The organism is Pseudarthrobacter sp. S9 (assembly GCF_050156545.1).
GTDB lineage: Bacteria > Actinomycetota > Actinomycetes > Actinomycetales > Micrococcaceae > Arthrobacter.
In genome coordinates, this window is sequence record NZ_CP189576.1 from 980,287 (window position 1) to 994,094 (window position 13,808).

The window sequence follows — 13,808 nt, forward strand, 5'->3', positions numbered from 1 at the left end:
CGATCCAATCTAGGAGCATCCGATGAGCAATGACACCTGGCCTGAACCGCCCGGGCTTCCCCGCCCAGTGATCATGGGCCAGCGGTGGACGGACGCCGTCTTCCTGCACTGGCGCATCCCCGTGGGCGTTGCGGCCCGCAGGATGCCCCAGGGCGTGGTCCCGGACGTGTTCGACGGCTCCGCTTGGGTGGGGCTCATCGGGTTCCGCCTGCGTGGCGCCGGGCTGGGCAGCGGGCCGGCCATCCCGTATTTCGGCGACTTCAACGAGATCAACGTGCGCCTGTACTCGCGGGAGCCTGACGGGACCCGGGGCGTGGTATTCCTGAGCCTGGACGCGTCCCGGCTGGCGGTGGTCCTTGCCGCCCGCGCCGCCGGGATCCCGTATGTGTGGTCGCGGACAGACTTCAGGGCGGCCCGCCCTGCTGATCGGGGCACACGGGATCCGTCCATTGTGAATCCGTCCACCGTGAATCCGTCCACCGGGTATTCCGTGCGCAGGTTCCGGGGCGGCGCCCGGAGTAATTTCGCCGTAGCGCCAGCCGTCGACGACGTCGCTGCTGATCCGCTGTCCACCCACCTCACGGCCCGGTTCGGTCTGCACACGCGCTTCCTTGGACGCACGCTGTACGTCCCCAACACGCACACGCCCTGGCCGCTGTACCGCGCGGAACTGACGCTGCTAGAGGATCAGCTGATCGCAGCGGCGGGGATCGCCGTCGTTGGTCCTCCCGAATCCGTGCTGTTTTCCCCCGGGGTGCACACGCAGTTCGGTCGCCCGAGGGCGCTGGGGAGTCCCGGGCGTTAGCGACCCTGTCTCAGAGTCGGCACCCGAGCGTCCACGACGGCGGTTGGGATCGGCTCGAAGCGGCCGGCGGGCGTCCGTGACGGCGGCCGGAGGCGGCCGTTAAAAAGTCAGACCCCTCTGGCAGAGTTTAGTTATGGAAGCCACAAGGGAATTCGCGCCCTTCCAGGACATGGTCCGGGAGGCTGGCAAGGCCGCGCAGCCTGCGCTGGACCGTGCTTGCCTGGACGGCGCCCGGGCCATGCTGCAGGACGTGAGCACGACGGCGGCAGAGGACGCGGCGCTCTGGGGATTCCACACGGCGTCGGACTTCGCAGGCCAGGTGGAGGAACTGTCGCGGATGGTGGAGTATCTGCAACTCGTGGCGGCAGGAGCCGTGGACCGGACCCGAAACCAAGCCGCCCAGTCGGGCGTGTCGGCGGGCACCCCGGGGTGGACTACCGGCTGGTCCGTTGATCCAATCGACAGTCCGGCCGACAGCTCAGTGCCCGAGGACGACGGTTTTCGAAACACCACCGAGTTTCTGCGCGCGCGGCTGCGGATCAGCGCGGCAGAGGCCCGGCGCAGGCTATCCCTCGCCGAGAGTGTCCTGCCCCGCAAAGGTCTCGGCGGAAACCGCTGCCTGCCGCGCGCGAGGAACTCGGTGCCGCCGTCCGCTCCGGCGTCGTCGATTCCCGGGCAGCGAGCATCATCACCATGGCCCTGGACCGCGTCCGGCACGCGTGCGACACCGACACCGCGGCCCGGATGGAGCATGCACTGACGCGCACCGCCGCTGATAACGATCCCGACTTCCTCGTGCGTATTGCCCGGCGCTGGACCGATGCCCTCGACCAGGACGGCGCCGAGCCCTCAGAAGAATTGCTGCGCCAACTTCAGGGCGCCTTCATCCGCCGGAACCGCCACGGGCTCCGCCATGTAGAGATCTTCGCCACCGACGATCAGTTCGAACACCTCGTCACCGTCATGAATACAGCGACCAGCCCCCGCAGCAGCGGCAGCAATGACGTTGAACGTGAACCTGGAGCAGCCGGGCTGGATTGGCGCTCCAGGCCGCAGAAGCTCCTCGACGGCCTCGTCGGAGCCTGCAAAGTTGCCCTCGCGTCCGGCTCGCTTCCTGCGACGGGAGGGCTGCGCCCCCAGGTCATGGTCACCATCGACTACCGGGATCTCCTCACACGGCTCGGCGGCGAAGGAACCCGGGAACGCGGTCCCGGCGCCAACACCGGGACGCTGATGTTTACCGGCCCGGTCACCGCCTCGACCGTCCGCAGGATCGCGTGCGACGCTGACATCATTCCGGTCCTGCTGGGCGGGGAAGGCAGGATTCTGGACATCGGCCGGTCATCACGGATCTTCCCACCGCATATCCGGAAAGCAATCACCGCCCGCGACCAGGGCTGCGCCTTTCCCGGCTGCAGCATCCCGGCACCGTGGTGCGAAGCACACCACATCAGCTATTGGTCCCACGGCGGCACCTCGGGAACAGAGAACGGTACGTTGCTCTGTTCCCGTCACCATCATGTGATCCACAAAGAGCAATGGGCCATCCACATCCGTGCCGGGATCCCGTGGTTCATCCCGCCGCAGCATCTGGACCCGCACCAGGAACCACGAAGAAACCACTACTTCCGGACGTAGTACGGGCTCGGCGTGGCCTGCCCGCGGAGACTTCCGCAACCCCTGCGATCCTGACAGGATTTAGGTGGCGGCATTTGAGTGGCAACCGACGAGCCCTTGAGCCAAGGGAGACTCACCATGCTCTTCGGCGCCGCATCGGGCTCAAGTATTTCCTTGAGCGAGATGCCGGACCGGATTCCGCCGCCGTACCCGGTCGTCAGCTTCATGGTCACCGGCATCGAGGAACTCGTCGAGGCGCTCAAAGCCCGGGCGCGTGCTTCGTTGGGCTAGCGCTGCTTTCCATGGAGCCGGCCCTTGGCCTTGGCGACCTTCATTCTTTCGCGGGTGCGCATCCGGAGGAGGTCGGCTTCGAACTCGGCGACCATCGCCAGAACGTTGAATTTCGTGGGCATCCCGGACGGAACGCACCAGGCGGTCAAGCTTGGTGACGGCGAAGGCATCACCTGTCGGCACGCAGCCAGGGCCTCGCGCGATCCCACACGATTCCTATCTCGGAACAGTGTGCCATGTACGGCCCCGTCACCGGTCAGTTCGACGGACAGGTCTTGCGTTCCCAGTGGCCAGTGGGCTCAACGCGCGCGGTGGATGGCACCTGTGTCCGGTGGAGGACCGGCTTACGGGCCATCGTCTGCGACTGTAGGCTCGAAGCGTGTTTAGCCTCCAGACGGAACGTCTCCACCTCCGTGAAATGACCGACGACGACCTGGACGACATGGCGGGGATGCTCGGTGACCCCGTAGTCATGGAGTACTACCCTGCGCCGAAGACGCGCATGGAAGCCCAGCTCTGGATCGACTGGAACAAGAAGAACTATGCCGAGCACGGCTTCGGGCTCTGGATAGTAGAAACCAGCGACGGGACGTTCGTCGGAGATTGTGGCCTCACGTGGCAGGATGTCGAAGGTCGTCGCGAGCTCGAGGTCGGGTTCCACGTTCGAGCCGATCTGCAGGGACGCGGATACGCCTCCGAGGCGGCTGTAGCTTGCAAAGATCACGCATACGGGCTCGGCGTTTCCCACTTGGTGGCGATCATTCATCCAAGCAACGTGGCTTCCCAGCGAGTCGCGGAGAAGATCGGCTTGACGTTCGAGCTCGTGGCGACCGATGGTGGCCGGGAACGGCATGTCTACGGTGCCAACCTCTAACTCACGCACCCGCAGACGGTTAGGCCATCAGGAGAGCGCTGAGCCCCGGGCGGGTGCGCTTGTCCGAGGAGCGCGTCATGATTGGCCTATGACGTTCTCCGACTTGCCAGCCACAGCCGCGTGGGGCCACGGCAACACGCGCGCTGGGTTTGAGGCGGTGGCCTTCGGGCGTCGTCGTGGGGGGTGGGTGGCGACGGGATCCACGACGGCGGTGGAGGCCGGCACTCCTTGGTGGGTCGCTTACGAGGTCGAACTCGACGCGGCGTTCGCCACGCGTCGAGCGACAGTGACCGCAAGGGTCGGCGGGGATGTAACAGCCAGTCTTCAGGTGGAAACCGACGGCCGCGGACGGTGGTCTCTCGACGGGACGGCAGCACCTGAGCTGGATGGGTGTCTTGACATCGACTTGGAATCATCGGCGATGACCAATGCATTGCCGATGCGGCGAGCAGACCTCGCCGTGGGTGAGACGCTGTCAGCGCCCGCAGCGTATGTTCGAGTAAAGGAACTTGCTGTTGAGCGGCTCGAACAGCACTACGTGCGTCGCGAGGACGGCGATCAGGGTCCGATCTTCCGATATCACGCCCCTGCCTTCGAGTTTTCGTGCGACATCAGCTACGACGGGACCGGCCTTGTCCTCAGCTACCCGGGGATCGCTGACCGCCTCGTTTGAGGCGGCGCACGGCATCCCGGTGGAGGGTCGCCGTTCAGTCGCCTTCCCGCTGAAGGTTCCCTCTATGGGACGAGAGGGCACTATCGCGTCTTGATGTCCGCACTTTGGTCTTCATCGTGTCCTATTTTCTGTGTTCCCGTGTTGATCCCCGTGCCTCTTCGGCGTTGTGGTGGCCGCAGTCGCCCTTGGCCGATGAGTATGGCGATGATGACGACGGTTCCTCCTGCGATTTGATTCCAGCGGATTGTTTCGCCGAGAACCATGACGCCGAGGATGACGCCGCCGATCGGGGTGAGGTAGGTGACGGTTGAGGCCATGGTAGAACCCCAGGCGTTGATGACATTTGTGTACCAAATATAGGCAATCCCCGTTCCGACGCCGCCGAGTATCAGGATGCTTCCAACGATGCCAGGATTCAAGGTGACTGGACCGGTACCTATGAAGGGTGTGAGAAGCAGGATGATGATTGCTCCGGCGCCAATCTGGGACGCGGAGACGGTAATGGCGTCGTAGTCATGTCCGCGGAGGAAACGTCGTGTGTAGGAGAACCCGAGCCCGTAGCAGGTGGTTCCTCCCAGACAGGCCACCTGCGCCCAGACGAACGTGCCGTTGGCTGTGTCTGTTAAGGCGTCCCATGGCGCGGCGACGAGGATCACGCCGCCAGCGGCTACGAAGAGGCCAGCAGTTTTGATTTTGGTAAGACGCTCGTCGGGAAGGATCGCCAACGCGACAAGCATGGTGGCGATCGGCGTCGTCGCGTTGTAAATGCTGGACAGCCCGGCGGGAAGGTACTGCGCGGCCCAGGAGAACAAAAGGAACGGGACGACGCACATAAGTGCTCCGATCGCCGTTAGGTGACCCCAGACGCGCAGGCCGCGTGGCCACCGTCGACGTGTGACGAGCATGATGATGGCGAGAATCAGTGCGCCGAAGAATAGCCGGCCAAGGACCACCTGTGCAGGGGAGAGCCCTCCGACGGCCACCTTGATGAAGAGGAAGCTTGCACCCCATACCGCGGCCGCGCCCAAGTACTGGGCGCCCAGACCGGCGCCATGTCCGTCAGATATTGTCGATCGACTTGTCACGCTCACACCTCATCTTTCCTTGATGTCAGTCTCAGCTAAACTCAGGTCATGAATCAAATGAATCGGATGCATAGGCCTATGACGGAAATAGATCTAAGGTCGCTTTCCTTGCGTCAGCTGGACGTCTTTGTCGCCGTCATGGACCAGGGTGGTTTCGGCGCCGCGGCTGATCATCTGCGGATGAGTCAATCTGCCGTCTCGCACGCCCTCGCAGCGCTGGAGCGTGCGTCGGGTGCACCTCTCGTCGTCCGCACGCCCACGATCGCGACGACGTCCCTGGGCGAGGCAATCCTGCCTCATGCCCGCAGCGTCCTGGCTAACGTGCGCGCCCTGCGGGCCACCGTCGACATCCAGCGCGAAGGCCTCGTGAGAGGCATGGTTCGCCTCGCGGCGGCGCCGACAGCCTCTCATCGACTTGTCCCCGAACTCCTGAAACGCTGGCGTGCAGAACTTCCCGGGCTCGATATCCGCCTGTTCGAGGGCAGCGATGACGAACTGGAACTCTGGCTAGCCAGCGGCGCGGTCGACGCTGCCGTTCTCATCGACCCCGACCCGATTCCCTCCGGCTCCATCGTCCTGGCCCGCGATGACTTCCGGGCCGTGCTCCGCTCTGACCACCCGCTGGCCGGCGAGAAGCGCATCAGCCTCGCCGATCTCCTTGAGGACCCGCTGCTGGCCTCCTCCAGTGGCTGTGAACCCCAGATCACCGCCATCCACGCGATGGCCGGAATTCCTTATGCGCCGGCGCAGAGGGTTCACGAAACCAGCACCCTGCTTGGCATGGTCGAGGCTGAACTCGGCGTCGCGATATTGCCCTCCCTTGCATGCTCGATGCTGGCCGACACCCTCGTGATGGTCGAACTCGAACCGCATCTGGAACGCACCCTCGTCTTCGCCGGACCCTCAGGGCGCCCATGGCATCCGGGCATCGAACGAATGCGCGACATCGCCGAAACTTCGGCGACGAATTTCTGAGTTCTACACCGACGCGGACTAGCAGCCAGATTGAGGACAGCTGCTACACGAATAGCACCGTGAGATTCGCCGTGACTCGGAAAAGAGTCCGCTCAGCGTTCCACGTTCGGGACGAAAAGTGTCGCGCGCAGAAAGGTCAGGCTTGCGGGAACTGATTCGCGATCTGGCTCCCGAAGACACAGTTATGACTCGCCTCGGCGTCGTGATCGCCGCGGTACCTCCGAGATCAGCTGCCCCGGACAAAAACCAAAGCCTCGTGCACAAGCCCCAGCCAGGGCTGCTCAGAGCTTTCGTTGAGGACAAGCCACAGTTTCATCGGTGTGCCGTTGTTCGCATCGAAGAGGTCTCCGTCGCCGCCTTCCACAAGCGCGCTGACACGGGCAGCAGGGAGTTTCACAACGAGTTGATCACACACCAACATCGCGAAGATCTTGCCGTTGTATCGCAGCGATGAGGAACCAAAACCTGTATCCGTCGGGCAACAGAAGACCCGGACTTAATTTGAGCGTGCCACGGTCTCCTGCACCCCGGTACGACCAGCGCCTTTCACTCAGCCCCCTTACAAATCAAGGGTCCTTCTGACATTCGTGCACTGCCTTCGGAAATTGACAGTGCAGATCGCAACCAAATGTCATACCTGTGCGCCGAGCGGTGGGAAAGCAGCGACAATCGGTAGCAGACTACTTGCCGAGCCCTGCCTTCCGCAAGGCCTCGGCCATCGCCGTGTTGGCCGGCGCGGCTGTAGGCTGCGCGGCTTTAGGCTGCGGCGTTGGTTGGGCAACTTTAGGCTGGGCGGCTTCAGGCTGCGCGGCTTTGGGCCGCGACGGCGAAGCCGGCGCCTGCCGCGGACGGTCCTGCCGGGATCCGCCGCGTCCCCCGGAAGGTGCCGGTTCGTCGTCGAGCCTCAACGTCAGGGAGATGCGCTTCCGCTCAGGATCGGCCTCCAAGACCTTGACCCGGACCACCTGCCCGGACTTCACCACCTCGCGGGGATCGGACACGAAGCGATTGGCCAGCGCGGACACATGCACCAGGCCGTCCTGGTGCACGCCGACGTCGACGAACGCCCCGAACGCTGCCACGTTTGTCACGGTTCCTTCCAGCACCATCCCGGGCTTGAGGTCGGAGATCTTCTCGATTCCTTCCGAAAACGTTGCCGCGGCGAACGCCGGACGCGGGTCGCGGCCCGGCTTCTCGAGCTCGGCAATGATGTCCTGCACCGTGGGCAGGCCGAACGCGCCGTCCACGAAGCCCTGCGCGTTCAGCGCCGCGAAGCTTCCACCGGCCGCCCCGCCCGCGGCCGCCATGATCTTCCGCGCCACGGGATACGCCTCCGGGTGCACGCTCGAGGCGTCCAGCGGCTCCGCTCCCCCGGTAATCCGCAGGAAGCCCGCGCACTGTTCAAACGCCTTGGCGCCCAGCCGCGGGACCTTCTTCAGCTCGCTGCGCTTGGCGAAGGGTCCGTGCTCGTTCCGGTACGCCACAATGTTCTCGCTCAAGAGCGGCCCGACGCCGGCCACCCGGCTCAGCAGCGCCGGCGAAGCCGTGTTCACGTCCACGCCCACCGCGTTCACGCAGTCCTCCACGACGGCGTCGAGACTGCGGTCCAGCTTCGCGGCCGTGACATCGTGCTGGTACTGCCCGACGCCGATCGATTTCGGCTCGATCTTCACCAATTCCGCGAGCGGGTCCTGCAGGCGCCGCGCAATGGAGACCGCGCCGCGCAGGGACACATCCATCCCGGGCAGCTCCGCCGCGGCCAGCGCCGACGCCGAATACACCGAGGCGCCGGCCTCGGACACCACGAGCTTCTGCGGTTTCCGTGCGGGGTCCGCCTGCCCTGATATGGAGAGCTGCTTGATCAGTTCGGCGGCGAGCTTATCCGTCTCCCGCGAGGCGGTGCCGTTGCCGATGGCGACGAGTTCGACGGCGTGCTGCCGCGCCAGCCCCACGAGCGTCCGCAGCGCCTCGTCCCACTTCCGGGTCGGCGCGTGCGGATAGACGGTGTCCGTCGCGACCACCTTGCCGGTTCCATCGACAACCGCGACCTTCACCCCGGTGCGCAGTCCGGGATCCAGGCCCAGGGTGGCGCGGTTTCCGGCCGGGGCGGCCAGCAGCACGTCCCGGAGATTGGCCGCGAACACCCGTACGGCCTCGTCCTCCGCCGCGGCGAACATGCGGCTGCGCAGATCCCCCGTCAGCCGGGCCAACACCCGCGAGCGCCAGGCCAGCTGGGCCGTCTGGAGCAGCCAGGCGTCGGCGGGCCGGCCGCGGTCGGCAACCCCGAGGAACCTGGCCACGGCGGCTTCGTAACGGCCGCGGGCGGCGGCGAGGGCGGCGTCGTCGGCCGGCTCCGCCTCTGCGAGGTCCAGCTCCAGCACCCCGTCCTTCTCGCCGCGCAGCAGCGCCAGGACCCGGTGCGAGGGCATCCCGGACGGCGCCTGCGAGAACTCGAAATAGTCCTTGAACTTCTGGCCTTCGGCTTCCTTGCCCTTCTTCACGCGGGACACCATCCGGCCCTGGGTCCACAGCCGTTCCCGGAGCGTGGCCGCGAGGTCGGCGTCCTGGGCGACCCGTTCCACCAGGATGGCGCGGGCACCGGCGAGCGCCGCGGCGGCATCGCCGATCGAGTGTTCGGCGTTGAGGTATTTGGCGGCTTCCCGCTCCGGATCCAGCTCCGGCCGCTTCAGCAACGAGTCGGCGAGCGGCGCCAGCCCGGCCTCGCGGGCGATCTGCGCCTTGGTCCGCCGCTTGGTCTTGAACGGCAGGTAGATGTCCTCCAGCCGCGACTTCGTGTCCGCGCCGACGACGGCGGCCTGTAGTTCCGGGGTCAGCTGGCCCTGCGCGGCGATCGCTTCGAGGATGGTCCGACGGCGGTCTTCGAGTTCGCGGAGGTAGCGCAGCCGTTCCTCGAGCTCGCGGAGCTGCGTATCGTCCAGCGTCCCGGTGGCTTCCTTGCGGTAGCGGGCGATGAAGGGCACGGTGGACCCGGCGTCGAGCAGCTCAACGGCGGCCTTGACCTGCCAGGTCTTGACGCCGAGCTCCCCGGCTATTTGGGTGTGGATGGCGGAGTCCGGGGTTGCAGGGGAACTGGAAGGGCGCTGCGGGAGTTGGGTCACCCAAAACATTTTGCCTTACGTGGCCGGGGACGGCTGCATAGTCGGCCGCCTCCAAGAAGCTGCATGGCAAACCGAAGAGCCTCCTCGTGTCTATCGAAGACGGCGAACTGCTGCTCCGTGAGGGAACGGGCCGCGAAGCCTTCCTGTAGGGCAACTGCCGTCTGCTCGAACAAGCACGACATCCTCCGACCGCTTGCGTCCGGCTGACAGGCGCGAACGACGGCGGCGCCCGGGCGGGCGGCGCCGTCGTTCCTCTTGGGTCAGCTGTCCGGAGACTCCCTGGGGATGATTCCCGACCGGCTGAGGAGAGCCTTGGTCTTGGGATGTTGGGGGTGCGTGAAGATGGCTTCCGGCGGCCCCTGCTCGACGATAACACCCTGGTCCATGACGACGATACGGTCAGCAATTTCCCTGGCGAACTGCATTTCATGGGTGACGATGACCATTGTTGTTCCCTGCTGGGCGATTTTCTTGATCACCGCAAGGACCTCCCCCACCAGTTCGGGGTCCAGCGCGGACGTCGGTTCGTCGAAGAGCATGACGCTGGGTTCCATGGCCAAGGCACGTGCAATGGCGACGCGTTGCTTTTGACCGCCGGAAAGTTTGCTCGGATAGTTCTCCATCTTGTCGCCGAGGCCCACCAGCTCCAACGTGGGTATGGCGATTTCCCGGGCTGCCGTGGCCGACATTTTCTTGACGTCGCGGAGCGGCGCCATGACGTTGCCGAGTGCGGTCTTGTTCAGAAACAGGTTGAACTGCTGGAAGACCATTCCGATATCGGTGCGCTTTTTTGCGGTGATGGACGCTTTCTCGCTGATCAGTTCCCCGTCCTTCTCCTCGTAGCCGATGAGGTGTCCGTTGACATAGATTCTCCCGGCCTCGATGGTTTCAAGTTTGTTGATGCAGCGTAATAGCGTGCTCTTGCCTGATCCGCTGGAGCCAAGAATGGCGACGGTTTCGCCGCGGTGGACCGTTAGATCGACCCCCTTGAGTACTTCGACTCGTTTCTGCTCGTGGGTCCGGCCGGTAAGTCGGCTCCACAGTGGACGCTTCGTTTCGGAGACGAAGGTTTTGTGTACGTCGCGAACGTTGATGATGGTGTCGTCAGCCACTGGAGCGTGCCTTTCGTTCAAGCACCACCACGACGCGCGAGAGTGGGAGGCTGATTATCAGATACAGAATGGCCGCGGCGGTGTAAATGGCCGTGGTTTGAAACGTCTGGCTGTTGAGGATATTGGCCGTCTTCAGGATTTCCGTAACTGCGATTACCGAGGTGAGGGCGGTGTCCTTGATCATGGCGATGAAGTAATTTCCGATTGGTCCCATGGAGACGACGAACGACTGGGGAATCACGACCTTCCACAGTGTCTTGGTCGGCGTGTATCCGAGCGATAGTGCAGCCTCGGTCTGGCCGTGCTCCACCGACAGGATGGCAGACCGGAACACCTCGGACAGATAGGCTGCATAGTTGAGCCCGAGGCCCAGGATGCCGGCCGGGACCGGCTCGATTTCGATTCCGATGCTCGGCAGCACGAAGAAGATGTAGACCAACTGCACCAGCAGCGGGGTTCCCCGGATGACCTCGAGGTAGAAGGTCGCGATGCCGCGAAGGATTTTGATGCTGGAGATTCGCGCCAGGGCGATCAGCAGGCCCAAGATAAGGGCGATCGCCATGGCTCCAAGCGCCAATTGCACAACAACGGGTACAGCGATAAGTAATGCCGGGAAAACGGCGAGGGTGTTTCTTATGAAGTCCATGAAGGGATCCCTCGATTAGGGGGCATGGCCGGCGGCTGTCGGCGTCGTTATTCCGTCAGGCTGGCCGCCGGCTGTGCGCGAATCTACTTAGCTGCGTTGGCCTCGGTCAGGCCGTACTTCTTGAGGATCTCAAGGTACTTCGGTGATTTCTTCAGGTCTGCCAGTCCGGCATTGAGGTCTTTCAGCAACTGGGTATCGTCCTTGCGGACACCGGCACCGATGATGCCCGGGTAGAACGGCGTGTATGGCGTCACAAGCTTCAGCTTCGGATTCGGTTTCTGCACCAGGCTGTACCCAACAACTGCGCTGTCCGTGAACACAGCATCAACCTGCCTGTTCTCAACCGCTGCAAGCAAAGCCGCCTGCGAATCGAAGAGCTTCACCTGGCTTCCCCCCAAGGATTCGATGAGGTCTTTGAACACGGTGCCTGTCTGTGCGCCGAGGACCTTGCCCTTGACATCGTCCCGGGATGCAAGAGTGGAATCTGCCGGCACCACCATTGCCTCGCCCTCGGTGTACCAGGGGTCAGTGAAATCAATCTGTTTCTTGCGGTCGTCCGTGATGTACATGGCATCGACGATGACGTCGGCCTTCTTGGCCGACAGAGCAGCGATAAGCGTGGCGAACTCGGACGTGAAGACTTTTACCTTCCACCCCTTTTTGGCCGCAATTTCGTTAATCATCTCGCCGTCAATCCCCTTGAGTTCCCCAGTTGCCTGATCGGTAAACGAGAAGGGGGCATCGTTGGACGTGGCGATGGTGATGGTCTTCTGTTCGCCGCCGCCGCCCCCGCTGGTGGATGAACCGGAGCCACACGCCGACAGCGCCAGGGCAGCGGCAACGCCCATGGGTAGCAGAGCCCTGAGGCGCCTGCTCAGTTTGATCGAACTTTTCATCGTGGTGCCTTTGATAGAGGGGGACAGTACTAGCGGTTGAAACGATTGAGTCGGAGCGTCGCCGTGGCTTTGTGGGCTTCCATGCCCTCGAAAGCGGAAATCTCTGAAACGTAATGGGCCAGTTGCGGAGTAGCCTCCCTCTCGACCCGCTGGAACGTCAGCGGCTTGAGGAACCTCGCCACGGACAGACCGGCCGAGGACCGTGCGCCGCCTCCCGTGGGCAGCACATGGTTAGTGCCGGAAATGCCTTTGTCCGAGTACGCGACGGTGGACCATGGCCCCAAGAAAATGGAGCCATAATTCTTGAGGTTCTCGAGGTAATAGTTGTCATCGACGGTCTGGATTTCCAGATGCTCCGGAGCCAGCAGATCCATGATTTCCACGGCCGTTTCTCGATCATCGGCAACGTACACCGTTCCAAAATCGCGCCAGGCCGGACCGGCGATGTCCCGGGTGGACAGCGTCTCCAGTTGCTTTTCGATGTGGCCGATGACTTCCCCGCCCAGGGACGCCGATGTGGTGACCAGGGATGCCGGTGACTGCGGACCATGTTCGGCCTGGCCCAGCAGGTCTGCTGCAACGAGTTCCGGATCTGCGGATCCGTCAGCGATGACAGCGACCTCGGACGGCCCTGCGAGAAGATCGATGCCTACCCTCCCGAAGAGCTGGCGCTTGGCCTCCGTAACGTAGGCATTACCGGCTCCGACGAGGATGTCCACGGGTTGCTCGCCGAGCAGTCCAAATGCCATGGCGGCCAGTGCCTGCACGCCTCCGATGGCGAATGCCCTATCAACCCCTGCAAGGTAGGCTGCGTGCAGAACCGCGGGGTGCCCACCGGTGGGGCTGGTGGGTGGAGTGCACGCGATGACGCTGGGAACGCCAGCCGCCTTGGCGACGCCCACGGTCATGAAGGCGCTCGCGAGGATGGGGAAGCGCCCGGCAGGAAGGTAGGCGCCAACCCGGGGAACAGGGATGTACTTCTGCCCTGCCACGACGCCCGGCAGGATTTCCGTCTCGAAGTCGGTCAGGCGTTTTCGTTGCTCGAGGGCAAACAGGCGGGTGCGCTCCGCGCCGGCGCCGAGTGCTTCACGGAGTGCAGGGGGCAGCTGGTCACCGGTTTGAGCCAGTTCAGCCTGGCTGATCTCGACGTCGTTGCCTGTCCAGCCGTCCAGTTTCCGCGAGTATTTAAGAACGGCGTCCATGCCGTTCTTCTCGATGTCGGCGAGCATTTCGGAAACGGAACGAATGACTTCCGGAATGCGTTGAGCAGCGACGCCCCCGATTTCGGGTTCCTTAAGCGCAGTGAAATTGCCCCGGATAAATGCCTTGTCGGCCTCGCCGATCCACATCACGAATCACCTGTTCTGAGATACGCACAGGACACCCTTGAGTATTACGATGCGCCTATACATAGCCATGCGCAATACACCTAGTTGCCAGGATTGCAGGCGTGCCTGACGAGCCCGGCAGGGCTCCCGTGCGAGCCATCTCGCCGCCCTTAACCGCAGCCAAACATCGTGTCGACGCAACGCTTGTCGTCCACGACCACCACCTCCACGCAGTGGGAACGCAGGAGCTCGAATTCGCCCGGGAACGTCCTGTCCTCGCCCACCACAACGCGCGGGATCTTGAACTGGATGACCCATGCGCCCGCTTGCGCCCTAGCTACGCCGGGAGTCGGAGCCCGGGCGGCGATCAATTTGTCGGAGGGCTTT

12 protein-coding genes and 3 pseudogenes are annotated in these 13,808 nt (G+C 63.9%); 6 read left to right on the forward strand and 9 right to left on the reverse strand.

The window, feature by feature from the left end; translation table 11 throughout:
- Nucleotides 1–22: 22 nt before the first annotated feature.
- The 3 genes and pseudogenes from ACQCSY_RS04560 (at nt 23) to ACQCSY_RS04570 (ending at nt 2,713) form a co-directional block, all read left to right on the forward strand.
- Nucleotides 23–805, forward strand: a complete 783-nt coding sequence (locus ACQCSY_RS04560; RefSeq protein ID WP_427133558.1) for a YqjF family protein — start codon at nt 23–25, stop codon at nt 803–805.
- 133 nt (nt 806–938) lie between these two features.
- A pseudogene (locus tag ACQCSY_RS04565) lies at nt 939–2,443 on the forward strand (DUF222 domain-containing protein).
- Nucleotides 2,444–2,521: 78 nt separating this feature from the next.
- Nucleotides 2,522–2,713: a hypothetical protein gene (locus tag ACQCSY_RS04570; RefSeq protein WP_427133560.1), complete on the forward strand. Its 192-nt coding sequence runs from the start codon at nt 2,522–2,524 to the stop codon at nt 2,711–2,713.
- 5 nt (nt 2,714–2,718) lie between these two features.
- Here the strand turns inward: ACQCSY_RS04570 and ACQCSY_RS04575 are convergent.
- Nucleotides 2,719–2,985, reverse strand: a pseudogene (locus ACQCSY_RS04575) (recombinase family protein); the annotation flags it as partial.
- Nucleotides 2,986–3,092: 107 nt separating this feature from the next.
- Between ACQCSY_RS04575 and ACQCSY_RS04580 the strand changes: the two are divergent.
- A complete protein-coding gene (locus tag ACQCSY_RS04580; protein ID WP_427133562.1) occupies nt 3,093–3,587 on the forward strand; it encodes a GNAT family N-acetyltransferase in 495 nt (164 codons plus the stop codon).
- An 88-nt stretch (nt 3,588–3,675) separates the two neighbouring features.
- Nucleotides 3,676–4,260, forward strand: a complete 585-nt coding sequence (locus tag ACQCSY_RS04585) for a putative glycolipid-binding domain-containing protein (RefSeq protein WP_427133563.1) — start codon at nt 3,676–3,678, stop codon at nt 4,258–4,260.
- Between the two features lie 80 nt (nt 4,261–4,340).
- On the opposite strand, the gene ACQCSY_RS04590 is transcribed toward ACQCSY_RS04585, so the two are convergent.
- Complete coding sequence (locus tag ACQCSY_RS04590) at nt 4,341–5,351, reverse strand: DMT family transporter (RefSeq protein ID WP_427133565.1); 1,011 nt, start codon at nt 5,349–5,351, stop codon at nt 4,341–4,343.
- A 102-nt stretch (nt 5,352–5,453) separates the two neighbouring features.
- On the opposite strand from ACQCSY_RS04590, the gene ACQCSY_RS04595 reads away from it, so the two are divergent.
- Nucleotides 5,454–6,320, forward strand: a complete 867-nt coding sequence (locus ACQCSY_RS04595) for a LysR family transcriptional regulator (RefSeq protein ID WP_427133567.1) — start codon at nt 5,454–5,456, stop codon at nt 6,318–6,320.
- A 226-nt stretch (nt 6,321–6,546) separates the two neighbouring features.
- On the opposite strand, the gene ACQCSY_RS04600 is transcribed toward ACQCSY_RS04595, so the two are convergent.
- From ACQCSY_RS04600 to ACQCSY_RS04630, 7 genes and pseudogenes are all read right to left on the reverse strand, one after another.
- The gene (locus ACQCSY_RS04600; protein ID WP_427133568.1) at nt 6,547–6,717 is read right to left on the reverse strand and encodes a hypothetical protein; all 171 of its coding nucleotides are present in this window, start codon (nt 6,715–6,717) and stop codon (nt 6,547–6,549) included.
- 283 nt (nt 6,718–7,000) lie between these two features.
- The gene (locus ACQCSY_RS04605) at nt 7,001–9,439 is read right to left on the reverse strand and encodes a Tex-like N-terminal domain-containing protein (protein ID WP_427133569.1); all 2,439 of its coding nucleotides are present in this window, start codon (nt 9,437–9,439) and stop codon (nt 7,001–7,003) included.
- A 260-nt stretch (nt 9,440–9,699) separates the two neighbouring features.
- The gene (locus tag ACQCSY_RS04610; protein ID WP_427133571.1) at nt 9,700–10,551 is read right to left on the reverse strand and encodes an amino acid ABC transporter ATP-binding protein; all 852 of its coding nucleotides are present in this window, start codon (nt 10,549–10,551) and stop codon (nt 9,700–9,702) included.
- Complete coding sequence (locus ACQCSY_RS04615; RefSeq protein WP_427133573.1) at nt 10,544–11,197, reverse strand: amino acid ABC transporter permease; 654 nt, start codon at nt 11,195–11,197, stop codon at nt 10,544–10,546. Before ACQCSY_RS04615 ends, ACQCSY_RS04610 begins: the two co-directional genes overlap by 8 nt.
- An 83-nt stretch (nt 11,198–11,280) precedes the next feature.
- Nucleotides 11,281–12,093 (reverse strand): ABC transporter substrate-binding protein, encoded by an 813-nt coding sequence (locus ACQCSY_RS04620; RefSeq protein ID WP_427133575.1) that lies wholly within the window; start codon nt 12,091–12,093, stop codon nt 11,281–11,283.
- 29 nt (nt 12,094–12,122) lie between these two features.
- A complete protein-coding gene (hisD, locus tag ACQCSY_RS04625; protein WP_427135680.1) occupies nt 12,123–13,442 on the reverse strand; it encodes a histidinol dehydrogenase in 1,320 nt (439 codons plus the stop codon).
- A 149-nt stretch (nt 13,443–13,591) separates the two neighbouring features.
- Nucleotides 13,592–13,735, reverse strand: a pseudogene (locus ACQCSY_RS04630) (nucleoside deaminase); the annotation flags it as partial.
- Between the last annotated feature and the right edge of the window lie 73 nt (nt 13,736–13,808).

Bases quoted from the DNA above. Each gene is read 5' to 3' on its own strand.
- ACQCSY_RS04560 (WP_427133558.1), top strand. From the start codon at position 23: ATGAGCAATGACACCTGGCCTGAACCGCCCGGGCTTCCCCGCCCAGTG.
- ACQCSY_RS04585 (WP_427133563.1), top strand. From the start codon at position 3,676: ATGACGTTCTCCGACTTGCCAGCCACAGCCGCGTGGGGCCACGGCAAC.
- ACQCSY_RS04615 (WP_427133573.1), bottom strand. From the start codon at position 11,197: ATGGACTTCATAAGAAACACCCTCGCCGTTTTCCCGGCATTACTTATC.
- ACQCSY_RS04620 (WP_427133575.1), bottom strand. From the start codon at position 12,093: ATGAAAAGTTCGATCAAACTGAGCAGGCGCCTCAGGGCTCTGCTACCC.
- hisD (WP_427135680.1), bottom strand. From the start codon at position 13,442: ATGTGGATCGGCGAGGCCGACAAGGCATTTATCCGGGGCAATTTCACT.